This window comes from Streptomyces sp. RKAG290 (assembly GCF_023701695.1).
Classification (GTDB): domain Bacteria; phylum Actinomycetota; class Actinomycetes; order Streptomycetales; family Streptomycetaceae; genus Streptomyces.
Map to the genome: position 1 here is coordinate 594,976 of NZ_JAJOZC010000001.1, position 25,336 is coordinate 620,311.

Here is a 25,336-nt window from a genome sequence, read left to right on the forward strand (position 1 = left end):
AGCCCTCAGCCCTCCAGATCGTCGATCAGCTTGAAGAGTTCGTCGTCGGTCGCCGAGTCCAGCCGGCCCTGCGGGGCGGTCTCGCTCTCGTCGGGGGCGAGTGCCGCCGTCGGCTCCTCCGGTGCCGTGGCCTGTGCGAGGTAGTCGGCGAGCGCGGTGACGGTCGGGTGGTCGAAGACGAGCGTGGTGGGCAGCCGGAGTCCGGTCGCCGTGCCCAGCCGGTTGCGCAGTTCCACGGCGCCGAGCGAGTCCATTCCCAGCTGGAGCAGCCCGCGGTCGACCGGCACGGAACGTGGTGACGCATGGCCCAGTACGTGGGCGACGTCCTGGCGCACGAGGGCGAGCAGTGCCTCGTGGCGTTCCTTGTCCGGGAGGTGGGCGAAGGAAGGCGCCGGCTCGGCTTCGGCGGGCGGGCCCGCCTGCCGGGCGATCGAGCGCAGGAGCGCATGCGGTGGATTGTGCGGGTCGTGCAGGGTGGTGGTGTCGATGCCGGTCGGTACGAGAACCGGCTCCCCACTCACCAACGCCGCATCGAACAACTCCAACGCCCGCTCATCACTCAACGGCGCAATACCCAAACGCGCAATCCGCGCCCGGTCCACCACCGACAAACCACCCCCCATCCCCTCCGCACCCGACCACAACCCCCACGCCAACGACAACCCAGCCAAACCCTCCGACCTACGCCGCACCACCAACGCATCCAAAAACGCATTCGCCGCCGCATAATTCGCCTGACCCGCCGTACCCAACGTCCCCGCCACCGACGAGAACAACACAAACGCATCCAACTCCACACCCAAACCCCGCGACACCTCATGCAAATACCAAGCCGCATCCACCTTCGGACGCAACACCCCAGCCAACCGCTCACCCGACAACGACTCCACCGTCCCGTCATCCAACACACCCGCCGCATGCACCACCGCACGCACCGGATACGCCGACAACAACCCCAACACCTCCTCCCGCACCGACAAATCCGCAGCCACCACCACCACCCGAGCACCCAACCCCGTCAACTCACCCACCAAATCAACAACCCCAGGCGCCTCCACCCCACGACGACTCACCAACAACAAATCCCGCACCCCAACCACACCCACCAAATGCCGCGCAACCACCCCACCCAACGCACCCGAAGCACCCGACAACAACACCAACCCACCACCCAAACCAGCAGGAACAGCAGAGGCAGCAGAGGCAGCAGGAACAGCCGGAACAACAGGCGCATCCAGGGAAGCCGGAACAGTAGGAACAGCCGGGGCATCCAGGGCAGCCGGAACAACAGGAACACCCGACAGGTCTGACTCACCCCCACCCGCCACCACCAACCGAGGCACGAACAACCGCCCACCCCGCACCACCACCTCAGGCTCACCCACAGGCAACACCTCAGGCACCACACCATCCGACTCCACCAACACCAACCGACCCGGATGCTCCGCCTGCGCCGAACGCACCAACCCACGCACCCCAGCACCCACCACACCAGGACCCGTCACCACCACCAACACACCCACACCAGAACCCACATGAGCCTGAACCACCGACAACGCACCAGCAGTCACCCCATGCACCGCACCCACCACATCCACATCACCATCCGAACCACGCAAATCCACCACCCCACCCGACACCACACCCAGCACAGCCGAACCCTCCACCGCCACGTGCTCGACCCGCCACAGGCCGTCGTCGAGGGTCGGGTCCGGGGCGAACTGAGCCGGCGGGGCGGCACGCAGGGTCAGCGCCTGCGCGGTGAGCACGGGTTGTCCGTCGCTGTCCGTGAGGGTGAGCGCGACCGTGGCTGTGCTGCCGGAGCCGCTCGGGTCGGCCGGGGTGAGGCGCACACGCAGTCCTTCGGTGAGGGGGCAGGTCGGTGCAGCCGAACGCCTTCCCAGACGAACGGCAGCATGAGCTCCTTGTCCGCGTGCAGGGCGAGTGGGTGCAGGGCGGCGTCGACGAGCGCCGGGTGGATCAGGTGGCCGCCGCTCGCGACCGGTTCGAGCGTGGCGCGCAGTGTGCCGTCCGCGGACCGGTGCACCGACCGCAAGGAGCGGAAGAGCCCCTCGTATCGCAGTCCGACCGCCGCGAGGCGCTCGTACACCTCAGCTGTCTCGACCGGTTCGGCCCGGCCGGTGTCGGGCTCCGCCGGGGTCTCCGGCGCCGTGTCCAACGCGAGCCGGCCCGTCGCGTGCAGGACCCAGGGGCTGTCCTTGTCACCGTCCTCCCTGTCGCTGTCCGCCGGGCGCGCGTAGATCTTCAGCGGTCGGCGGCCGTCCGCCTCTTCGGGGCCGACGACGGCCTGGAGGTCGGTCGGCGTCTCGGTGGAGAGGAGGAGCGGGGCTGCGAGGGTCAGTTCGGACACGACCGGCCGGCCCGTCTGCCGTCCTGCGCGCAGGGCGATTTCCAGCAGGCCGGTGCCCGGCAGGACCGGTGCGCCCAGGACCGTGTGTCCGGTGAGCCAGGAGTGGTCGGCGGCGGAGACCTGTCCGCTGAGTACGGTGCCCGCACCACCGGCGAGGTCGAGCGCCGCGCCCAGGAAGGGGTGACCGCCGCTGCCGGTGCCCGGTCGCGGCTTCGGGGCGTCGAGCCAGTAGCGCTGCCGCTGGAAGGGGTAGGTGGGCAGCTCCGCGGGCGGGCCGGAGTCCGGCGCCCCCGCCGTCTCGAACCAGCTCCTCCGGTCGGCCGGCGCGCCGGCCGAGTAGAGCTCCGTCGCCGCCGTCAGCACACCGGCCGCCTCCGGGCGGCCGCGCCGCAGGGCGGCGGCGCGTACGGATGCGGCACCGTCGGGGAGGATGTCGTGCACGAGCGCGGTGAGGACCGCGTCGGGCCCGATCTCCAGATAGCGGGTGACCCCCGCGGCGTCCAGGGCGCGCACCCCGTCGGCGAACCGCACGGCATGCCGCACGTGCCGGATCCAGTAGTCGGGCGAGGCGAGTTCGCCCGGCTCGGTGAGGGCCCCCGTGGTGTCGGAGACGATCTGGATCGTCGGCTCGTCGATGTGGAGTCCGGCCACGGTCTCCCGGAACGCGTCGAGCATCGGTTCCATGAGCGGCGAGTGGAAGGCGTGACTGACCCGCAGTCGCCGTGAGCGCACCCCTGCGTCGCTGAGCCGGGCGGCCACGGCGAGCACCGCGTCCTCGTCGCCCGAGAGCACAGTCGCTCGGGGCCCGTTGACGGCGGCGATGCCCACCTGTCCCGCCTCGTCTCCGAGGTGGTCCAGCACCTGCTGCTCCGGTGCCTGGAACGCGAGCATGATGCCGCCGGCGGGCAGTTCGTCCATCAGCCGGGCGCGGGTGGCCACCAGAGCGGCGGCATCGTCCAGCGGGAGAGCGCCGGCCGCGTGGGCGGCGGCGATGGCGCCGACGGAGTGGCCGAGCACCACGTCGGGGCGCAGCCCCCACTGCTCGTGGAGCCGGAAGAGGGCCGTCTCGAATGCGAAGAGGGCGGGTTGGGTCCAGATGGTGCGGGACAGCAGCTCCGCCTCGGGGGTGCCCTGCTCCGCGAACACGACGTCGCGCAGCGGCCGGGCGAGCTGGAGATGGCCGTCGAGCGCGGCGGCAGCCTCGTCGAAGGCGCGGGCGAAGGCCGGGAACGCGCGGTGCAGCTCGCGTCCGGTGCCCGGGCGCTGGCTGCCCTGCCCGGTGAACAGGAAGGCCGTGCGGCCTGGGGCTGCGACGGCGGACGGCGAGGTGCCTTCGGCCAGGGCCAGCAGCCCGTCGATGAGTTCCGCCCGGTCCGCGGCGACCACCGCGGCCCGGTGGTCGAAGACCGTGCGGGAGGTGGAGAGGGCATGGCCGAGCTGGTACGGGGTGAGGGCGGGCCGCGCCTCGGCGAGGGCACCCAGTTGACGCGCCTGGGCCTGCAGCGCCTCGGGGCTGCGGGCCGACAGGAGCACGGGGACGGGGCGCGGTGCCGCGGCGTTCTCGTCCGCGGTGGCACTCCGGTCCGCAGCCGCCCCCGTGTCCGGGGCCGTCACCTCGTCGTCGGCCGGAGCGCCGGCCTCCGCCTGCGTTTCGTGCTCGATGATGACGTGGGCGTTGGTGCCGCTGATACCGAAGGAAGAGACGGCGGCCCGGCGCGGCGCGCCGTCCCGGCCGGTCCATTCGCGGGCCTCGGCAAGCAGGGAGATGTTCCCCGCCTCCCAGTCCACCTGCCGCGTCGGCTCGTCCGCGTACAGGGAGCGAGGCAGTACGCCATGGTGCATGGCCTGCACCATTTTGATGATGCCGCCGACTCCGGCGGCCGCCTGGCTGTGCCCGATGTTCGACTTCAGCGAACCCAGCCACAACGGCTCACCGGAGCGGTCCTGCCCGTACGTCGCCAGCAGGGCCTGCGCCTCGATCGGATCACCCAGCCGCGTCCCCGTCCCATGCGCCTCCACCGCATCGACCTCATCCGCCCGCAACCCGGCAACCGAAAGCGCCTGCCGGATCACCCGCTCCTGCGACGGACCGTTCGGCGCCGTCAGACCATTACTCGCACCGTCCTGATTCACGGCGCTGCCCCGCACCACCGCCAACACCCGGTGCCCCAGCCGACGCGCATCCGAAAGCCGCTCCACCAGCAACAACCCCACGCCCTCGGCCCACCCCGTACCGTCCGCGGAATCGGAGAAGGGCTTGCAGCGGCCGTCGGGGGCCAGTCCTCGCTGCCGGCTGAACTCGACGAAGGTGGCCGGGCTCGCCATCACGGTGGCGCCACCCGCCAGGGCGAGCGTGCACTCGCCGCTGCGCAGAGCCTGCGCCGCCAGGTGCAGAGCCACGAGCGAGGACGAGCACGCGGTGTCCACCGTCACCGCCGGACCTTCCAGACCGAGCGTGTACGCCATCCGGCCCGAGGCGACACTCCCCGCGCTGCCGCTGACGAGATACCCCTCGTATCCGGCCGGTGCCTGCGGCGCCTGGTGGAGCCGGGCGCCGTAGTCGTTGTACATCACTCCGGCGAAGACGCCGGTGCGGGAACCTCGCAGGGTGGCCGGGTCGATCCCGGCGCGTTCCACCGCTTCCCAGGCGGTCTCCAGCAGGAGCCGCTGCTGCGGGTCCGTGGTCAGCGCTTCGCGCGGGCTCATGTCGAAGAACGACGGGTCGAAGTCCGCCGCATCGGGCAGGAATCCGCCGTGCCGGGCGTACGAGGTGCCCTGCCGGTCGGGGTCCGGGTCGTAGAGCGACTCCAGGTCCCAGCCCCGGTCCGTAGGGAACGGGCCGATCGCGTCCGTACCGGACTCCACCAGCCGCCACAACTCCTCCGGCGACGACACACCACCCGGATACCGGCACGCCATACCCACAATGGCGATCGGCTCGTCAGTGGTGGCGCGGTTCCCTTCGGTTCGGTCACCGCCCGGGTCCGATTCGGCGGGACGCTCCGGTGCGGAGCCGAGCAGGTCGTCGTGCAGCCGGTCGGCGAGCGCGGTGACGGTCGGGTGGTCGAAGACGAGCGTGGCAGGCAGCCGGAGCCCGGTCGCCGTGCCCAGCCGGTTGCGCAGCTCGACGGCGCTGAGCGAGTCGAGCCCGAGGTCCACGAAAGGCCGGCTGTCGGCGACGGCGCTTCCGTCGGCATGGCCCAGGACATGGGCGACCGCTTCGCGGACGAGGGTGAGGAGGGCGCCGCGGCGCTGGTCAGCGGAGAGTGGCGCGAGCGATTCCGCGAGCCCGCCCCCCGTGCGTGGCGCCTCCTGACCGTCCGATCCGCCGGCCACCTGCCTGCCCGCCACCTGCCGGGGCGGCCTGGGGGCCAGCCGGCGCAGCAGGGCGGGGAGTTCGACGGAATGGTCGTGCAGGGTGGTGGTGTCGATGCCGGTCGGTACGAGAACCGGCTCCCCACTCACCAACGCCGCATCGAACAACTCCAACGCCCGCTCATCACTCAACGGCGCAATACCCAAACGCGCAATCCGCGCCCGGTCCACCACCGACAAACCACCCCCCATCCCCTCCGCACCCGACCACAACCCCCACGCCAACGACAACCCAGCCAAACCCTCCGACCTACGCCGCACCACCAACGCATCCAAAAACGCATTCGCCGCCGCATAATTCGCCTGACCCGCCGTACCCAACGTCCCCGCCACCGACGAGAACAACACAAACGCATCCAACTCCACACCCAAACCCCGCGACACCTCATGCAAATACCAAGCCGCATCCACCTTCGGACGCAACACCCCAGCCAACCGCTCACCCGACAACGACTCCACCGTCCCGTCATCCAACACACCCGCCGCATGCACCACCGCACGCACCGGATACGCCGACAACAACCCCAACACCTCCTCCCGCACCGACAAATCCGCAGCCACCACCACCACCCGAGCACCCAACCCCGTCAACTCACCCACCAAATCAACAACCCCAGGCGCCTCCACCCCACGACGACTCACCAACAACAAATCCCGCACCCCAACCACACCCACCAAATGCCGCGCAACCACCCCACCCAACGCACCCGAAGCACCCGACAACAACACCAACCCACCACCCAAACCAGCAGGAACAGCAGAGGCAGAGGCATCCGGGGATGCCGGAACAGCAGAGGCATCCGGGGATGCCGGAACAGCAGAGGCAGCCGACGGAACCGGCTCACCCCCACCCGCCACCACCAACCGAGGCACGAACAACCGCCCACCCCGCACCACCACCTCAGGCTCACCCACAGGCAACACCTCAGGCACCACACCATCCGACTCCACCAACACCAACCGACCCGGATGCTCCGCCTGCGCCGAACGCACCAACCCACGCACCCCAGCACCCACCACACCAGGACCCGTCACCACCACCAACACACCCACACCAGAACCCACATGAGCCTGAACCACCGACAACGCACCAGCAGTCACCCCATGCACCGCACCCACCACATCCACATCACCATCCGAACCACGCAAATCCACCACCCCACCCGACACCACATCCAGCACAGCCGAACCCTCCACCGGGAAGAGGTCGACGCGGTAGAGCGGTGTGGTCCTGGCAGGTGCGGCGAGTTGTGCGGAGGTGGCGCGGCGGACCGTCACTTCCTCCGCCGTCAGCAGAGGCGCACCTTGACTGTCCGTCAGACTGAGTGCGTACGTACTCTCGCCGGCGCCCGGGTCAGTCGCACCCTCGCGCTGGTGGCGCCGGAGGCGTGAAGCCGGACACCTCGCCAGGAGTACGGCACGACGAGGGAATCCCCGTCGTCGGCGGCGGCGGCCAGCGCGAGCGGGTGCAGCGCCGCGTCCAGCAGGGCGGGGTGCAGCGCGAATGCCTCCTGATCGGTCCGGTCGCCGTCCAGGGAGATTTCCGCGTGGAGCGTCTTCCCGTCCTGGTGGACGGTACGCAGGCCCTGGAACGCGGGGCCGTAGTGGTAGCCGCGGGCGTCGAGTCGCGCGTACGCCTCCTGGCCGCGGGTCACCACGGCGTCGGCGGTCGGTTCGGTGTACGGAGCCGCGAGAGCCGGCTCATGGGAAGCCACGAGGGTGCCGTCGGCGTGACGGGTCCAGGGGAGCCCAGTGCGGCGTCCTGGGGGCGGGAGTGGACGGACAGGGAACGCCTGCCCTCCGCGTCCGGTCCGCCGATCTGCACCTGTAGCGCCACGCCTCCGGAGGCCGGGAGCGACAGCGGCGAGCCGATGAGCAGTTCCTCCACGGTGTCCGCGCCGAGCCGGGCACCTGCCAGCAGCGCCAGTTCGACGAGCGCGGCGGCGGGGAGGAGGAGGTGGCCGAGGATGTCGTGGTCGGCCAGCCAGGGTGGGTGGCCAGCGAAAGGCTGCTGGTGAACAACAGGCCCTTCTCGTCAGGGAGTTCCACGGCAGCGCCGAGCAGCGGGTGACCCGTGGTTTCGAGACCCAGCGCCTTGGCATCGGCTGCGGGCCGGGGCACGTCCAGCCAGTGGCGTCGGCGTTGGAAGGCGTACGTCGGCAGGTCGAGGTCCGGCCGCCCCGCACCGTCGCCGAGCAGCGGCGACCAGTCGACCTTCTCTCCCGCCACCTGCACCCGCGCCAGCGCCTCGACCAGCGCACCCGCCTCACCCCGGCCACGCCGCAACACCGGCACGGCAACCGCCTGCGGCACCACCTCACGCACCATCGCACTCAGCACACCCTCAGGACCCAACTCCACGAACCGCGACACACCACGCCCACGGAACTCCTCCACCACATCAAGGAACCGCACCGCCTCACGCACATGCCGCACCCAGTACTCCGGCGAACGCAACCGCTCCACCGAAACACGCCCACCACCATCGAACGCCACCAGCTCAACCCGCGGCTCACGAAACTCCACACCCGCCGCAACCAACGAGAACTCCGCCAGCACACCATCCATATGCGGCGAATGAAACGCATGACTCACCCGCAACCGCCGCACCCGACGCCCACGGTCACGCCACTGGTCGGCAAGCGCCTCGGCCGCGTCCGCGTCGCCGGAGACCACGACGGACCTGGGCCCGTTGACAGCGGCCACGGTGAGCCGCCCCGTCCACTGCCGCAGCTCTTCGAGGACCTCGTCCTCGGTGGCCTCGACGGCGACCATCGCACCACCCGCACGAGCCGCCTGCATCAACCGCCCACGCGCCGCAACCAACCGCGCCGCATCCGACAGACTCAGCACACCCGCCACATGAGCAGCCGCCAACTCACCCACCGAATGCCCCGCCACCGCCACCGGCACCACACCAAAACTCTCCACCAACCGGAACAACGCCACCTCAACCGCGAACAACCCCGGCTGAGCCCACCCCGTCCCGTCCAACAACCCACCCACCGCATCCCCCTCGGACGCGAACACCACCTCACCCAACGACCGCCCCAACAACGGCTCCAACTCCGCCGCCACCGCATCGAACGCAGCCGCGAACACCGGGAACGACGCATACAACTCACGCCCCATCCCCACCCGCTGACTCCCCTGACCCGTGAACAGGAACACCGAGCCCTGGTCGTCCGCGGGCGCCTCGCCGGTGGTCAGGGCGGACGCGTCCTCGCCGCGGGCCAGCGCGGCAAGTCCGCCCAGCAGCCCCTCCCTGTCCGTCGCCGTGATCACTGCACGCTGCGCAAGCGTCGCCCGGCTCGTCGTCAGGCCCTGGCCGAGCCGGCGTGCGGGCAGGCCGGGCCGCCGGCTCAGGTACGTCAGCAGGCGCGCCGCCTGTCCGCGCAGCCCCTCGGTGCTGTGGGCGGAGAGCGGCCACACGACGGGCAGCTCATCTGGTGCCGTGCCGACGGGGCCGTCCGTCTCCTCGGTCGCCTCCGCGGGTGCCTGCTCCAGGATGACGTGCGCGTTCGTCCCGCTGATCCCGAACGAGGACACACCCGCCCGGCGCGGCCGCCCCGTCTCCGGCCACTCCACCGCATCCGACAGCAACGACACCGCACCCGACGACCAGTCGACGAGCGGTGACGGCTCTTCGGCGTGCAGGGTGCGGGGCAGCGAGCCGTGGTGCATTGCCTGGATCATCTTGATGATGCCGCCGACTCCGGCGGCCGCCTGGCTGTGCCCGATGTTGGACTTCAGCGAACCCAGCCACAACGGCTCACCCGCACGGTCCTGCCCGTACGTCGCCAGCAGGGCCTGCGCCTCGATCGGATCACCCAGCCGCGTCCCCGTCCCGTGCGCCTCCACCGCATCGACCTCATCCGCCCGCAACCCGGCAACCGAAAGCGCCTGCCGGATCACCCGTTCCTGCGACGGACCGTTCGGCGCCGTCAGACCATTACTCGCACCGTCCTGGTTCACCGCACTGCCCCGCACCACGGCCAGCACCCGATGCCCCAGCCGACGGGCATCGGAAAGCCGCTCCACCAGCAGCAGACCGACCCCCTCACTCCACCCCGTACCGTCCGCGCCCGAGCCGAACGCACGGCACCGGCCGTCGGCCGACAGGCCGCGCTGCCGGCTGAACTCGACGAAGGTGTTGGGCCGCGCCATGACCGTGGCGCCACCCGCCAGGGCGAGCGTGCACTCGCCGCTGCGCAGAGCCTGCGCCGCCAGGTGCAGGGCCACCAGGGACGACGAGCACGCCGTGTCCACGGTCACCGCCGGGCCTTCGAGACCGAACGTGTACGCGATGCGTCCGGACACGACACTGCTGGTGCTGCCGGTGAGCAGGTATCCCTCGTAGCCGTCGGGGCCTGCGGGAACCGTGCGCCGTAGTCGTCGTACATCGCTCCGGCGAACACGCCCGTACGGGATCCGCGCAGGGTGGCCGGGTCCACCCCGGCGCGCTCGAACGCCTCCCACGCCGTCTCCAGCAGCAGCCGCTGCTGCGGATCCATCGCCGCGGCCTCCCGCGGACTCAGCCCGAAGAACTCCGCGTCGAAATCCGCCGCCTCGTACAGGAAGCCGCCCTCACGGGCGTACGAGGTGCCGTGGTGGTCGGGGTCCGGGTCGTACAGCGACTCCAGGTCCCAGCCCCGGTCCGCCGGGAACGGACCGATCGCGTCCGTACCGGACTCCACAAGCCGCCACAACTCCTCCGGCGACGACACACCACCCGGATACCGGCACGCCATACCCACGATGGCGATCGGCTCGTCGGCGGCCTGGATGCGGTCCGCGGTGCCGGACAGGACCGGGGCGGTCTCCTCGGCCCGGGTCGCCGGGCCGTCCAGCCGGGTCAGCAGCAGTGCGGCGAGTGCGCCCGGTGTGGGGTGGTCGAAGGCCACGGTGGCCGGGAGCCGGAGGCCGGTGGCCGTGGCCAGCCGGTTCCGGAGCTCCACTCCCGTCAGGGAGTCGAAGCCCAGGTCCTTGAAGGAGCGTTCGGCCGCGACGGTGTCGGACTTGGCGTATCCGAGGACCGCGCCGACGGTCGTCCGTACGAGTTCCAGAGCGGCGCGCTCCCGCTCCGTACCGCGGAGCGCGGCGACACGCGTCGCCCAGGAGGAGTCCGTGGCGGCGCCGGTCTGCGCCGGGGTCCCGGCGGAGCGGGGGCGCGGCGACCGCACCAGTTCCCGCAGCACCGGCAGGACGTCCCCGGATGCCGCCTGCGCGGCGAGCGCCTGCGGGTCGAGCCGGGTGGCGACGAGCAGCGCGTCCGGACCGGACAGGGCCTCGTCGAAGAGTTCGAGGGCACGTGCGGTGTCGAGCGGGGCGAGGCCGCTGCGGGCCCACCGGGCCCGTGACGCGGCGTCGAGGGTGCCTGCCATTCCCGAGTCGTCGGCCCAGAGTCCCCAGGCCAGCGAGGTGCCGGGCAGCCCGAGGGAGTGCCGGTGCTGGGCGAGTGCGTCGAGGGAGGCGTTGGCGGCGGCGTAGTTCGCCTGGCCGGGGTTGCCCACGATGCCCGAGACGGATCCGAAAACGACGAAGGCGTCCAGGTCGAGGCCCAGCTCCATGGTCAGCTCGTGAAGGTGGCGGGCCGCGTCCGCCTTGGGCCGGAGTACGGCGTCGAGCCGCTCGGGGGTCAGGTCGGTGACCAGACCGTCGTCGAGGATTCCGGCGAGATGGATCACGGCGCTCACGGGCCGCTCCGCGCCCGCGAGGACGGCGGCGAGCGCCTGGCGGTCCGCCACGTCGCAGGCGGCGAAGCGGGCGGTGGCGCCGAGGCCGGCCAGTTCGTCCGCGAGCTCCGCAGCCCCCGCCGCGTCCGCGCCCCGACGGCTGACGAGCAACAGGTCCGCCACGCCGTGCCGGCCTGCGAGGTGGCGGGCGACGAGCCGTCCGAGGGTGCCGGTGGCTCCGGTGAGGAGCACGGTTCCGGCGCCGCCGAGAAGACGGGCGGGCCGCGTGGCGGAGCCGGGCCGCTCGCGGTCGGGCCGCTCGACCCGGGGAGCCAGCAGGACACCGCTGCGTACTGCCAGTTGGGGTTCTCCGGACGCCAGGGCCGTGGCGTACGGGGGTTCGGCGGCGCCTTCCGCGGGGTCGAGGTCGAGGAGGACGAAGCGGCCGGGGTTCTCCGCCTGGGCCGTGCGGACCAGTCCCCAGACCGGCGCGGCGTCGAGGCCGGGGACCGGGTCGCCCGCGTCGACCGCGTGCGCGCCGCGGCTGGCGAGGACGAGCCGGGCCTCGCTGAAGCGTTCGTCGGCCAGCCAGGACTGGACGAGGGCCAGTGTCCGTGCCGCCAGCTCGCGGCCGGCTTCGGGACCGGCCGGCCGGTCCGCGGGCGTCAGCTCGACGACCAGCGCGTCGGGGACGGGCCCGGCTACGAGGCCGGCGGCGTGGTCCGCGGCATCGGCGTACGCCCACGTCGGCCCGGCCGCCGTGGGTCCGGCCGGTACCGGGTGCCAGCCGATCCGGTGCAGCGCGCCGGGACGTGCCCCTGCGGCCGCGGCCGCGATCCGGTCACCGTCCACCTGGCGCAGGCTCACCGCGTCCAGGGTGAGGACGGGCTCGCCGGAGGGGTCGAAGGCGTGCAGGGTCCATCCGTCGTCGCCCTTCGTCCACCGGATGCGGAGCGCGGTGGCTCCGGTGGCGTGGAGGCGCGCGCCCGCGAAGTCGAACGGCAGGGCGATCTGTCCCGTCTCGGCCTCGTCGGCCAGCCTGTGTACGAGAGGGTGCAGCGCGGCATCGAGCAGGGCGGGGTGGATCCCGAAGTGTGCTGCCTCCTCGTGGAGTTCGGCGGGCAGTACGAGTTCGGCGTGGAGGGTGGCGCCGTCCTCGTGCAGGCTCCGCACTCCGTGGAAGGCCGGTCCGTAGTGGTAGCCGTGTGCGGCCAGCCGTTCGTAGAGCGCGTCCACCGTCTTTTCGGTCGCCTGCGGGGACGGCGGGCCGGGCGGCGTGGCGAGGGCGGGGGCGGCGGTGTCATTGCCGGCCGCGAGGGTGCCGGTCGCGTGGCGGGTCCACGCCGCATCGGGTGCGGACTCCGGGGCGGTGTGCACGGAGAACGTACGGTGCCCCCGGTCGTCCGCCGCGCCGACGGTGACCTGGATGCGCAGTGCGTCGGCTTCCGGCAGGACGAGGGGGTTCTCCAGTGTCAGCCCGGCCACTTCGCCGCCGCCGGTCCGGTCCGCGGCGGCCACGGCGAGCTCCAGGAAGGCGGTGCCGGGCAGAAGGGGGTGGCCGAGGATGTCGTGGTCGGCCAGCCAGGGGTGGGTGGCCAGCGACAGCCGGCCGGTGAGCACCAGGCCTCCCTCGTCGGCGAGTTCGACCGCGGCGCCGAGCAGCGGGTGGTCGGCCCTGACCAGTCCGAGGCGGGTCGCCGAGGCTGTCGCGTCGGGAGTGGGCGTCCAGTGGCGTCGGCGCTGGAAGGCGTACGTCGGCAGGTCGAGGTCCGACCGACCCGCACCGTCGCCGAGCAGCGGCGACCAGTCGACCTTCTCTCCCGCCACCTGCACCCGCGCCAGCGCCTCGACCAGCGCACCCACCTCACCCCGGCCCCGCCGCAGCACCGGCACGGCAACCGCCTGCGGCACCACCTCACGCACCATCGCACTCAGCACACCCTCAGGACCCAACTCCACGAACCGCGACACACCACGCCCACGGAACTCCTCCACCACATCAAGGAACCGCACCGCCTCACGCACATGCCGCACCCAGTACTCCGGCGAACGCAACCGCTCCACCGAAACACGCCCACCACCATCGAACGCCACCAGCTCAACCCGCGGCTCACGAAACTCCACACCCGCCGCAACCAACGAGAACTCCGCCAGCACACCATCCATATGCGGCGAATGAAACGCATGACTCACCCGCAACCGCCGCACCCGACGCCCACGCCCGGCCAGCTCCGCCGACACGGCCAGCACGGCTTCCTCATCACCCGACACGACCACCGCCCGCGGCCCGTTGACCGCGGCGATGTCCACACCTTCGGTGAGGAGGGGGCTCACCTCGTCCTCGGTGGCCTCAACGGCGACCATCGCACCACCCGCACGAGCCGCCTGCATCAACCGCCCACGCGCCGCCACCAACCGCGCCGCATCCGACAGACTCAGCACACCCGCCACATGAGCAGCCGCCAACTCACCCACCGAATGCCCCGCCACCGCCACAGGCACCACACCAAAACTCTCCACCAACCGGAACAACGCCACCTCAACCGCGAACAACCCCGGCTGAGCCCACCCCGTCCCGTCCAACAACCCACCCAACGCATCCCCCTCGGACGCGAACACCACCTCACCCAACGACCGCCCCAACAACGGCTCCAACTCCGCCGCCACCGCATCAAACGCAGCCGCGAACACCGGGAACGACGCATACAACTCACGCCCCATCCCCACCCGCTGACTCCCCTGACCCGTGAACAGGAACACCGGGCCTCCGGGTTGCGTCCTGCCCACGGTCAGGCCGGGGGCGTCCTCGCCCCGGGCCAGGGCCCGCAGCCCGTCGAGGAGTTCCTGCCGGTGCGAGCCGGACACGACAGCGCGTTCCGGCAGGGCGGTGCGGGAGGCCGAGAGTGCGCGTCCGGTGTCCAGGAGCGACTGCTCGGGCCGCTCCTCGACGTATTGGAGGAGCCGGGACGCCTGTCCGCGCAGCCCTTCCGCTCCGCGTGCCGACAGCGGCCACACCACGGGTGTGCCGTCGAGTGGAGCCACGGCGTCGGGCAGTTCCCCCGTCGCCTCCGCGGGTGCCTGCTCCAGGATGACGTGCGCGTTCGTCCCGCTGATCCCGAACGAGGACACACCCGCCCGGCGCGGCCGCCCCGTCTCCGGCCACTCCACAGCATCCGACAGCAACGACACCGCACCCGACGACCAGTCGACGCGGGGGTGGGCTCGTCGATGTGGAGGGACTTCGCGAGGACACCCTCGCGCAGGGAATGCACCATTTTGATGATGCCGCCGACTCCGGCAGCTGCCTGGCTGTGACCGATGTTCGACTTCAGCGAACCCAGCCACAACGGCTCACCCGCACGGTCCTGCCCGTACGTCGCCAACAGGGCCTGCGCCTCGATCGGATCACCAAGCCGCGTCCCCGTCCCGTGCGCCTCCACCGCATCGACCTCGTCCGCCCGCAACCCGGCAACCGACAGCGCCTGCCGGATCACCCGCTCCTGCGACGGACCGTTCGGCGCCGTCAGACCATTACTCGCACCGTCCTGGTTCACCGCACTGCCCCGCACCACGGCCAGCACCCGATGCCCCAGCCGACGGGCATCGGAAAGCCGCTCCACCAGCAGCAGACCGACCCCCTCACTCCACCCCGTACCGTCCGCGGAATCGGAGAAGGGCTTGCAGCGGCCGTCAGCGGACAGGCCGCGCTGCCGGCTGAACTCCAGGAACATCCCCGGGGTGGACATCACTGCCACGCCGCCGGCCAGCGCGAGTGTGCACTCCCCTGGCGCAGGGCCTGGACGGCCAGGTGCAGGGCCACCAGGGACGACGAGCACGCCGTGTCGACGGTCACCGCCGGGCCTTCGAGACCGAACGTGTACGCGATGCGTCCCGAGAGGATGCTGCTGGTGCTGCCGGTCAGGCGGTGGCCGTCGCCACCGCCGGACGACTCGTGCAGCCGGGGTCCGTAATCGAGGGCGGTACCGCCGACGAATACCCCGGTGCGAGTGCCGCGCAGGGCGCCGGTGTCCACCCCGGCGCGCTCGAACGCCTCCCACGCCGTCTCCAGCAGCAGCCGCTGCTGCGGATCCATCGCCGCGGCCTCCCGCGGACTCAGCCCGAAGAACTCCGCGTCGAAATCCGCCGCCTCGTACAGGAAGCCGCCCTCACGGGCGAACGGCGTGGGGTCATCGCCGCGTTTGGCGGGGAGGTCCCAGCCGCGGTCTGCCGGGAACGGACCGATCGCGTCCGTACCGGACTCCACCAGCCGCCACAACTCCTCCGGCGACGACACACCACCCGGATACCGGCACGCCATACCCACAATGGCGATCGGCTCGTCGGTGGCTGCGGCAGGCACCGGCGTCGCAACGGCCTCACGGGGCGTCGTTCCGCCGAGCCGCAAGCGCAGTTGGGTGACGACCGCTTCGGGGTGGGGTGGTCGTACACGAGGGTCTGGGGAAGGTCCAGTCCGGTGGCCGCCGCGAGCCGGTCACGCAGTTCGACCCCGGACAGCGAGTCGAAGCCGAGGTCCTTGAAAGGGCGGGTCTGGTCGACGGCGTCCGGCGTCACATGTCCCAGTACCAGGGCCACTTGGGTGCGTACCAGCTCGGCGGGGTCCGCGGCGAGCGGGGTGGCGGCGCGCTCGTCCGTGGGCTGCGGGGCGCTGCCGGCCGAATCGGCGGCAGGGGCGTCCTGGAGCTGCCCGGCCGCTGCCGGCTGCTCCGGGAGCCAGTGGCGTTCGCGCTGGAAGGGGTAGCCGGGCAGGTCGACGCGGTGTGCGTCGAGTCCGTGGAGCGGACCGGTCCAGTCGGTGTCGAGCCGGGCGAGTGCTCCGAGCACGGTGGCTGCTTCGGGACGCCCGCGGCGCATCGCGGGTGCCACGAGGAACGTGTCCGGCTGCGTGTCGGTCCCGGTGAGCGTCTCGCGTACCGAGGAGGTGAGGACGGCGTCCGGGCCCAGTTCCAGGTAGCGGCGGATCCCGGCGGCGGACAGGGAGCGGATGCCGTCCCCGAACCGGACGGCCTCGCGGACGTGCCGCACCCAGTAGTCGGGGGTGGTGAGTTCGCCGTCCGAGGCGAGGCGCCCGGTCACGTTGCTGATGACGGGCAGGAGGGCTGGGTGGTAGGCGATGTCCTGCGCGGTTTCGCGGAATGCGCCGAGCATCGCGTCCATGTGGGACGAGTGGAAGGCGTGGCTGACCCGGAGCGGGCGGGTGCGGCGGCCGTCCTGCTCCAGCCGGGCTGCTACGGCCCGTACCGCGTCGCCGTCGCCGGAGATGACCACTGACCGGGGGCCGTTGACCGCGGCGATGTCCACTCCGGGACCTACTTGTTCCAGCAGCGGCCGCAGCTCCTCCTCCGTGGCCTGGAGTGCGGCCATGGCGCCGTCGGCCGCGGGCAGGGCCTGCATGAGCCGGCCGCGTGCGGCGACCAGACGTGCGGCGTCGGGCAGCGTGAGGACTCCCGCCGCGTGTGCGGCGGTGAGTTCGCCTATGGAGTGCCCGGCGACGGCGTCGGGGCGCAGCCCCCAGGAGCGGACCAGCCGGTAGAGCGCCGTCTCGACGGCGAACAGTGCGGGCTGGGTCCAGGCCGTGGTGTCGAGGAGCGCTGCCTCGTCGCTGCCGTCCGTGGCGAAGGCGATGTCGCGCAACGGCCGGGGCAGCCATCGGTCCAGGGCCTCGGCGGACTCGTCGAAGGCGTCCGCGAACGCCGGGTAGGTGTCGTACAGTTCGCGGCCCGCCGAGGGCCGCTGGCTGCCCTGGCCGGAGAAGAGGACCGCCGTACGGGTGTCCTCGGGCGGCTCGGCCGCCTGCCAGGTGGGGCGTTCGCCGCGGGCGAGCGCGGCCAGTTCGGTGAGCAGTCCGTCCCGGTTGTCGGCGGTGAGGAGGGCGCGGTGGCGGAATGCCGTGCGGGTGGTGGCGAGCGTGTGGGCGAGGTCCGCCGGACGGATGGCGGGCCGCTCCACGAGGCGGCTGCGGAGCCGGGCGGCCTGGTCGCGCAGGGCGTTCTCGTTACGGGCGGTCACGAGGACGGGCACGCCGCGGGCGGCCTGCGGGGCGCGCTCCGGACCGGTTGCCGCGGATGCCTGCGGTGGGTTGCCGGCCGCGTCCTGGCTCCCGTCGGCGTCCTGCGGTGCGCCCTCTGCGGAGGTCGCCGTGGATGCCGGCGGCGGGGTGACGGCCGTGTCCTGGGCCTCGTCGGCCTGTGGCGGCGTGGCGACCGCGTCCTGGCTTCCGTCGGCCGTCTCCGGGGCTGCCGCGACCACCACGTGGCAGTTGGTTCCGCCCATGCCGAAGGAGCTCACCCCCGCCAGCAGGCGGTCGTCCGGGCCGCCCGGCCACGGGCCGTGCCCGGTGCGTACGCGCAGGCCGAGCGCGTCCAGCGGAATGCTCTCCGGAGCGCTGCGGTGCCCGGGGGTGCCGGGCAGTTCGCGGTGGTGCAGGCCGAGGAGCACCTTGACCAGGCCGGTGACGCCCGCGGCTGCCTCCAGGTGGCCCACGGCCGCCTTGGCCGAGCCGACCTCCAGCGCGGGGCCGCCGTCGCGGCGGCTCGCGCCGAAGACCGCCCCGAGGGCGGCGGCCTCGACGGGGTCGCCGACCTTGGTGCCGGTGCCGTGCAGCTCCACGTAGGAGATGTCCGCCGGGTCGGTGCCGGCGCGCCGGTGGGCGGCGCGCAACACCGCCTCCTGGCCGGCCCGGCCGGGCACGGTGAGTCCTTCGGTGGCGCCGTCGTTGCCGACGGCACTGCCGAGGACGACCCCGTAGACCGGGTCACCGTCCGCGAGGGCGGCGGCGAGCGGTTTGAGGACGACGACGGCGCCGCCCTCGCCCCGTCCGTAGCCGTTGGCCCGCTCGTCGAACGTGAAGGAGCGGCCGTCCGCGGAGAGGCCGCCGAACCGGGCGGCCGCGAGGGTGCTGTCGGGTGCGGCGATCAGGCTGACGCCACCGGCGAGCGCGATGTCGGACTCGCCCGTGCGCAGGCTCTCGCAGGCGAGGTGGACGGCGACGAGTGAGGACGACTGTCCGGTGTCCACGGTGAGGCTCGGTCCGCGCAGGCCCAGGACGTAGGAGAGCCGGTTGGCGATGATGCCGCGGCTCAGGCCGGTGAGCGTGTGGCGTCCGACGGCCTGGGCGCCCAGCCGGTGGGCGAGGGCCGCGTAGTCGTCGCCCATGGCGCCGAAGAAGACGCCCGTACGGCTGTCCCGGAGGGTGCCGGGCACGACCCGGGCGTTCTCCAGCGCCTCCCAGCCGAGCTCCAGGGCGAGGCGCTGCTGCGGGTCCATCGCGGCGGCCTCGCGCGGGGCGATGCCGAAGAACTCCGCGTCGAAGGTGTCCACGCGGTCCAGGAACGCACCCTGCCGGGGCACATCGGCCGTGCCGGCGTCCGGCCAGCGTCCGGCCGGCGCCGGGCCGAAGGCGTCTCGGCCCTCGCTGAGCAGACTCCAGAACGCCTCCGGACCGTCCGCCTGAGGGAGGCGGCAGGCGATCCCGATGACGGCGACGGCCTGGCGGTCGGCGGCTGATGTGCGCTCGGTGCGATGCGGGACGGTCATCTCGGCTGGGTGCTCCCTCGTCGTGGGTGCGGGACGTGGTGACACGCCCGCGTGGGGCCTCACGGCCCCACCCCATCGTCGGAAGCAGTGCTAAACCGGCCCTGAAAGGCGGCTGTTCACCCGGCCTGGCCGCCGGGCCGGCCGAGCCCCGTCTCCGCCACGAGGCGAGCGAGGGCGGCCCGTGAACCGACGCCCAGCTTGCGGTAGATGCGGCTCAGGTGGACGTCCACGGTGCGCGGGCTGAGCGTGAGTTCCGCGGCGATCTCGCGGGTCCGTTTTCCGGTGGCGGCGATCTCCGCGACCTGCCGCTCGCGTTCGGTGAGCGCGGCGGCGGGAGGTTCGGCCGGGCCGCGGACAGCGGGCGGGGCGGCCACGGCCCGGTTGCGCGGTGGCGATCCGGGAACCAGCCGGTGCACGAGCTCCGTGGCCTGGTCGCGCTGCCCGCGCACCCCGGTACGGGCGGTCAGGTCCTCCGTGAGGAGCAGGAGTTCGGCCGCGCGTCTGGCCCGGTCGGCGGGCTCGCTCCGGTACGGGGCCGAGGCTTCGTCCCTCGCTTCCACCGTGAGCAGCCGAATGCTCGTGTCGAGCCGGTCGGCAGCGGTGCCCAGGTCGCCCGCGCGGAGCGACTCGCGTGCCGCCGCCAGCAGGATGTCCAGGTCGCCGCTGGCGCTGCCCGGCACGGAGCGCTCGATGTGCAGGGCGAGCACGCCCGCGGGTGCGCCGCGGGCGACGAGCACGGCCAGGGCGCGCCGGTGTGCGCCGAGACGCCCGCAGGCGTCGGATTCCTCGTACACGACGCGCCGCAGCAGGGGGTGGCGGAAGTGGAATCCCCGTTGGGGGCGTCCCGGATCAGGTCGGGGCGGCGCAGCTGTTCGAGCACCCGGCAGACCGTCCGCTCCGGCAGTCCGGACGCGATGCTGACACCGCCCAGGTCGAAGGTGGTGCCGAGCATCACGGCCGCCAGGGCTACGGCGCGTTCCTCGGCGTCCAGCGATGCCAGCTCCCCGCGTATCCGTGCGGTGAACGCGACGGGCAGCGCCGATCCCTCCGTGAGCCAGCCGTCACCGCTGAAGCGGCCGACGTGCTCCGAACGCCAGCGGTCCAGGGTCAGCAGGTAGAGCGGCACGCCGTCGGACATGTGGTGCAGGATGCGCAGGGCGTCCGAGCCGGCCGGGTGCCCGGTGAGGCGGGCCGCCTGGGCGAGGTTCAGCGGGCCGAGCTCCACGCTCACGCTCGTACCGTAGTCGGCGCCTTCGGCGAGCAACGCCCGCAGGCCGGCCGGGGACTGGGCGGGGCGGTGTGCGATGACCAGGGCGATGGGCTGCTCGGTCGGCCAGCGCACGAGGTACTCCAGCAGCTCCAACGAGCCCTGGTCCGCGGCGTGTACGTCGTCGAGGACGATGACGAGGCCGCCTCTCGCGCCTGCCCAGTCGCTCAGCATTCCGGACATGGCGGAGAAGGTCTGGCAGCGTCCGTCCTCCAGCGAACTGGCGCCGCCGGTGGCGGGGAAGGGCCCGGTGGCGAGGTTGCGCATCAGCTGGGCGACGGGCTCGCGGTTCTCCTCGGCGGTGCGGTCGGCAAGCCGGCTGCGCAGCGCCTCGACGAACATCTGGCACCGGACGCCCGGTTCGCCGTCCACGCCGCCGCTGCTCCGTAGCACGGCCCAGCCGCGCTCCGCGGCGAGTTCGCAGAACGCGCCGAGGAGCCGGGTCTTGCCGGAACCCGGTTCACCGATCAGCTCCACGACGCTGCGCCGGCTCTCGACCGCTCCGAGCGCGGCCTCCAGGAACCTCTCCTCCTCCGGACGAAGCAGAGCGGCGATCGCGTCGGTGAGTGAGCCGCCGGTGGCGCGGGCCGCCACGGCAGGGTCCGCCGGGACGCTGAGGACTGTGCAGGGATCCGGTGCTGACGGTGACGCTATGACGACCACGGTCCGGACGTCCCTTCCGCTCGGCGGCTCACACACTTCCCTTCGCGTTGCGTCGTGACTGTAGTCCCGCATTTCGGTCATCCCCGAGTCTGAAATGAACACTTAATTTGCCATCGTGCGCGCAATGACACGTCAGAGGTAGGGGTGTGCCGGTGTTTCAGGTGCGCTTTAGCCGAGCGGTAGGGGCGGCAAGCACGCTGGCGTCCGCGGCCCAGGAGGACCGGCTGAGGAGAACCAGAGGGGTGTGCCATGGTCGGCGGAATCCGGATAGACGAGCCGGCGCGGGAGCGCCGCCACACCCTGTTCTTCCTTGAGGAGATCAAGGACTTCGCTCCCGTCTTCCTCGATACGGAGATCGACACCACGCGTGTCCAGGAGCACCGGGACGCCGCTCGCCGCGCCGGAGTGCGGTATTCCGTCGTCTCGTACGTCCTCGTCGCCGCGGCCCAGGTGCTCGCCACGCACCCCGAGGCCAACGCGGCCTTCCAGGGCGGGCGGCGGCCACGTGTCGCACGGTTCGAGGAGATCGCCGGGAAGGTGACGCTGGACAAGGAGATCGACGGCACCCGGCTGGTGCTCGCCACGGTGGTGCCCGAGCCGCACACCGGTGGCCTGGACGCGGTGCAGCGGATCCTCGACCGGATCAGGGACACCGATCCCGCGGACCTGCCGGAGCTGGCCCGGCTGCGGGAGCTGCACACGCTGCCGTGGCGGCGTGGGCGCGCCCTGTTCCGCAAGGCCGCCCGGGCACTGGAGCTGCGGCCGCGGATCACCGGCACGTTCGCCGTGACCTCGCTCGGCCACCGGGCGGTCGACGGATTCCACTCCGTCGGCGGCACCACGCTCACCCTCGGCGTGGGGCGAGTCACCGACCGGCCCGTGGTGCGCGACGGTTCGCTCGCCGTGGCGCCCGTGCTCCGACTGAGCCTGTCCTTCGACCACCGGGTGATCGACGGTGCCGAAGCGGCGGATGTGCTCACCGAAATCCGGCAGGTCCTCCAGGACTGGCCGGCCCACACCGAAGGAGAGGAGGACGGGGCGGCTCCCGGCCGTCCCGCGGCCGAGGCCGTCCCGGCACCCGAATGAACGACCTCGACGAGCTGAAGCAGTACGCCGTGGCGCAGGCCCACTCCCAGGGGGTGGCCAAGGACCGGTTGCGGCAGCTGCTGGACTCCATCCACTCCGACGAGGACGGCACGCCGGGTTCCTGGGCGCACGAGTGGAGCCAGGCCGCAGAGCAACTCGCCTCTGAGGGCAAGCTGTTGGAGGCTGTTCGCTTCCACACCCTGGCCCGGTTCCCGTTCCCCGACGGCGTCGCCCGCCGGCATGCCCAGGAGCGGGCCGCCGAGCTGTTCGCCCAGTGGGCGAGCGGCTTCCCGGCACTAGCCCGCCTGGACATTCCCACCCCGGAGGGCAACGTACGGGCCTGGTCCACCGGCCTGGACGCCCCGGAGCCCAAGCCTCTCCTGCTGCTCAGCGGCGGCATCATCAGCACCAAGGAACAGTGGGCGCCCGTGCTGCTGGAACTGGACACGTTCGGGCTGGCCGGCGTCGTCGTGGAGATGCCGGGCGTCAACGAGAACCCGCTGCGCTACGGTCCGGGCAGCCACGCACTGTTCTCGCACGTGCTCGACGCCGTCGAGGGCCGCGCCGACACCTCACGCACGTATGCCCTGGCGCTGAGCTTCAGTGGCCACCTCGCGCTGCGGGCCGCACTGACCGATCGGCGCATCCGGGGCGTGGTGGGTGCCGGGCTGCCGGTGCACGACTTCTTCACGGACGCCGACTGGCAGTCCCGGGTGCCGCGCGTGACCGTGGACACGCTCGCCCATCTCAGCCACACCGAGCCCGGCAAGGTCTTCGACGCACTGCGGGGCTGGGAGCTGACCGAGGCCGAACTGGGCTCCCTGGACATCCCCGTGGCCCATGTCACCAGCCTGCGGGACGAGATCATCCCGCCCGCGGACAGCGAACTGCTGCGCCGCACCGTCGCCTCGCTCACCGTCCGCGAACACGACGACGTGCACGGTTCCCCGGGCCACTTCCCGGAGACCCGGCTGTTCACGCTGCTGTCCGTGCTGCGGATGCGGGGCGGGGCGGATGCCACGGTGCGGGCACTGGAGGAGCAGCTCGCGGCCGCGGAACGGGCCGCGGCCTGAGGTCTTTCGTCCGGATCGGGCCGGCTCGCACACCTGGGCGCGCGAGCCCGGCCTGCCCCGGGCAGGAGGACCCGGCGGCCGTAAGGCTGTATGACTGTCCGGCCGCCTGACCGTATGGCTGCCTGTCTGGCTGCCCGGCTTCCTCAGCTGTCCTTCCAGTCGGCGCTAGGCATCAACTCACCTATTCCCTGCCATAGTTCGCGCTCCGACGCGGTCGGGAGAAGGTCGGGCCGCAGCCGCTCGGGATGCCCTGGGGGCGGGCCGCACCTCTCTCCCCGGGCAGCCGTTCCGTCCCGGTGTACGTGGTCCTCCCCGTCGCGGCCGGGCGCGTCGGGCAGCACTCCCGGCGCCACGCCGATGTAGGCGCCATAGGCCCAGGCAGCCGCGGCGAGCGCGCTCACGTCCGGTATCAACCGGGCGAACCACGCCCCTCCCCGCCGCCACCAGGTCTTCCGTCCCATCGACGTGCCCCTTTCCCACTCCACTCCCGATACCCGCGACCGCGGCTCGTCATCGTGCGGGCCCGGACTGAAGCAGGGCTGAAGTCTCAATAGGTGGTCTACGTAGTTTCTCTGATGTGCGGACGGCACCGTCTCGGCAAACCTGTGCCTGTCGAACAGACGAACAGGGGGCACAGCATGAGGTACGAGATTCTGGGGACACTGCGCATACGCGCGGCGAGAACCGACGTGGCGGTGAACGCCCGCAACATGGAGGTGGCGCTCGCGGCGCTGCTCATCCGCGCGGGTGAAGTCGTCTCCACCGCTCAGCTCGCCAACGAGATCTGGGGAGAACGCCCTCCCCGCCGGTACCTGGCCGCGATCCACGTCTACATCTCCCAGCTCCGCAAGCTGCTGACCGCCGGCGGTCCCGGGCCGAGCCCGATCGTCACCCGCTCACCCGGCTATCTGATCGGGCTCGGTGACGAGGGCCGGCTCGACGTCGACGAGTTCCAGCGGCTCATCCGGCGGGGCCGGGTGCTGGCCCGGGAGGACCGGCACCAGGAGGCGCTGGACATCTTCGAGACGGCGCTCGGCCTGTGGCGTGGTCCGGCGCTCGGGGATCTGCGCGCCGGACCGATCGTGGACACCTTCGTCACGTGGGCCGAGGAGGCCCGCCTGGAGTGCGCGGAGCTGCGCATCGACTCCGCCCTGTCGCTGGGGCGCCACCGCGAGCTGATCGGCCCGCTCCACACGCTCGTCGGCAGCCATCCGCTGCACGAGGCGTTCCACCGCCAGCTGATGATGGCGCTCTACCGGTCCGAGCGCCAGGCGGAGGCACTGCACGTCTACCGCTCCGCGCGACGCACCATCAACGAGGAACTGGGCATCGAGCCCTGCCGCTCGCTCCGCGACCTGCACCGGGCCATCCTCCAGGCCGACCGGCGGCTGGACGTCCCGAGCGCCGCGTGAGCGACACGGATTCCCGCTCCCGTTCCCGCACCGACGACTCCGAGGACTGACCATGCCTTCCCGTACGAACACGGCACGGCCCGCGCTCACCTCCGGCGACTGGATACGCGGCTACCGGCCGCGCCCGGACGCCGCGCTGCGGCTCGTCTGCTTTCCGCACGCGGGCGGATCCGCCACGGCCTACCACCCCTGGGCGTCCGCCTTCGGCCCCGACATCGACGTGCTGGCGGTGCAGTACCCGGGCCGTCAGGACCGGCACGCGGAACCCCTGGTCCACGATCTCCAGGAGCTCGCCGATCTCGCCCTGCCCGCTGTGCGTGACGCCGTCGAGGGCCGCCCGTTCGCCCTCTTCGGCCACAGCATGGGGGCGGCGCTCGCCTTCGAGGTCACCCGGCGCCTGGAGGCACGGGGCGACGGCCCCTCGCTGCTGGCCGTCTCGGGCCGCCGCGCCCCGTCCCTGCCCGCCACGTCCGGCGGCCCGGTGCACCACCTCGACGACGACGCCGTCGTGGCGCACCTCCAGGACCTCAGCGGCACCGACCCGAGGCTGCTGGAGGACCCGGACGTACGGGAGATGATCCTGCCGGTGGTCAGGGCGGACCTCCGCGCGGTGGAGACACACCGGAGTGCGCCCGGCACCACGGTCGACGCGCCGGTGCTGTCGCTCACCGGCGCCGACGACCCGTGGACCAGCGTGGCCGAGGCGCGCGGCTGGTCGGCGCACACCACCGGGGACTTCTCGCTGCGGGTGTTCCCCGGCGGCCACTTCTATCTGGCCGAGCACCAGGCCGAGGTGGTGGCCCACCTGAGCGAGGAGCTGGGCTCGCGGCTGAGCCCGCGGTCAGCACGCCTTTAGCTCC

Annotated in this window: 7 protein-coding genes and 1 pseudogene; 4 read left to right on the forward strand and 4 right to left on the reverse strand. The window is 72.2% G+C overall.

Features of this window, described 5'->3' with window-relative positions; genetic code table 11:
* Nucleotides 1–5 precede the first annotated feature (5 nt).
* The 3 genes and pseudogenes from LNW71_RS36765 to LNW71_RS02605 form a co-directional block, all read right to left on the reverse strand.
* A pseudogene (locus LNW71_RS36765) lies at nucleotides 6–18,975 on the reverse strand (SDR family NAD(P)-dependent oxidoreductase).
* A 116-nt stretch (nucleotides 18,976–19,091) separates the two neighbouring features.
* Complete coding sequence (locus LNW71_RS02600) at nucleotides 19,092–19,424, reverse strand: helix-turn-helix transcriptional regulator (protein WP_250966723.1); 333 nt, start codon at nucleotides 19,422–19,424, stop codon at nucleotides 19,092–19,094.
* Between the two features lie 14 nt (nucleotides 19,425–19,438).
* Nucleotides 19,439–20,836, reverse strand: a complete 1,398-nt coding sequence (locus LNW71_RS02605; RefSeq protein WP_250966724.1) for an AAA family ATPase — start codon at nucleotides 20,834–20,836, stop codon at nucleotides 19,439–19,441.
* A gap of 318 nt (nucleotides 20,837–21,154) precedes the next feature.
* On the opposite strand from LNW71_RS02605, the gene LNW71_RS02610 reads away from it, so the two are divergent.
* On the forward strand, nucleotides 21,155–21,991 hold the full coding sequence (locus LNW71_RS02610; protein WP_250966725.1) for a 2-oxo acid dehydrogenase subunit E2: 837 nt from the start codon (nucleotides 21,155–21,157) through the stop codon (nucleotides 21,989–21,991).
* The gene (locus tag LNW71_RS02615; RefSeq protein ID WP_250966726.1) at nucleotides 21,988–23,064 is read left to right on the forward strand and encodes an alpha/beta hydrolase; all 1,077 of its coding nucleotides are present in this window, start codon (nucleotides 21,988–21,990) and stop codon (nucleotides 23,062–23,064) included. Before LNW71_RS02610 ends, LNW71_RS02615 begins: the two co-directional genes overlap by 4 nt.
* 143 nt (nucleotides 23,065–23,207) lie before the next feature.
* Here LNW71_RS02615 and LNW71_RS36770 read toward each other — a convergent pair whose 3' ends face one another.
* Nucleotides 23,208–23,525: a DUF6059 family protein gene (locus LNW71_RS36770; protein WP_374119325.1), complete on the reverse strand. Its 318-nt coding sequence runs from the start codon at nucleotides 23,523–23,525 to the stop codon at nucleotides 23,208–23,210.
* Between the two features lie 177 nt (nucleotides 23,526–23,702).
* Between LNW71_RS36770 and LNW71_RS02620 the strand changes: the two genes are divergently transcribed.
* The gene (locus tag LNW71_RS02620; RefSeq protein WP_250966727.1) at nucleotides 23,703–24,476 is read left to right on the forward strand and encodes an AfsR/SARP family transcriptional regulator; all 774 of its coding nucleotides are present in this window, start codon (nucleotides 23,703–23,705) and stop codon (nucleotides 24,474–24,476) included.
* Nucleotides 24,477–24,528: 52 nt separating this feature from the next.
* Nucleotides 24,529–25,332, forward strand: a complete 804-nt coding sequence (locus LNW71_RS02625) for an alpha/beta fold hydrolase (protein WP_250966728.1) — start codon at nucleotides 24,529–24,531, stop codon at nucleotides 25,330–25,332.
* The last annotated feature ends 4 nt before the right edge of the window (nucleotides 25,333–25,336 follow it).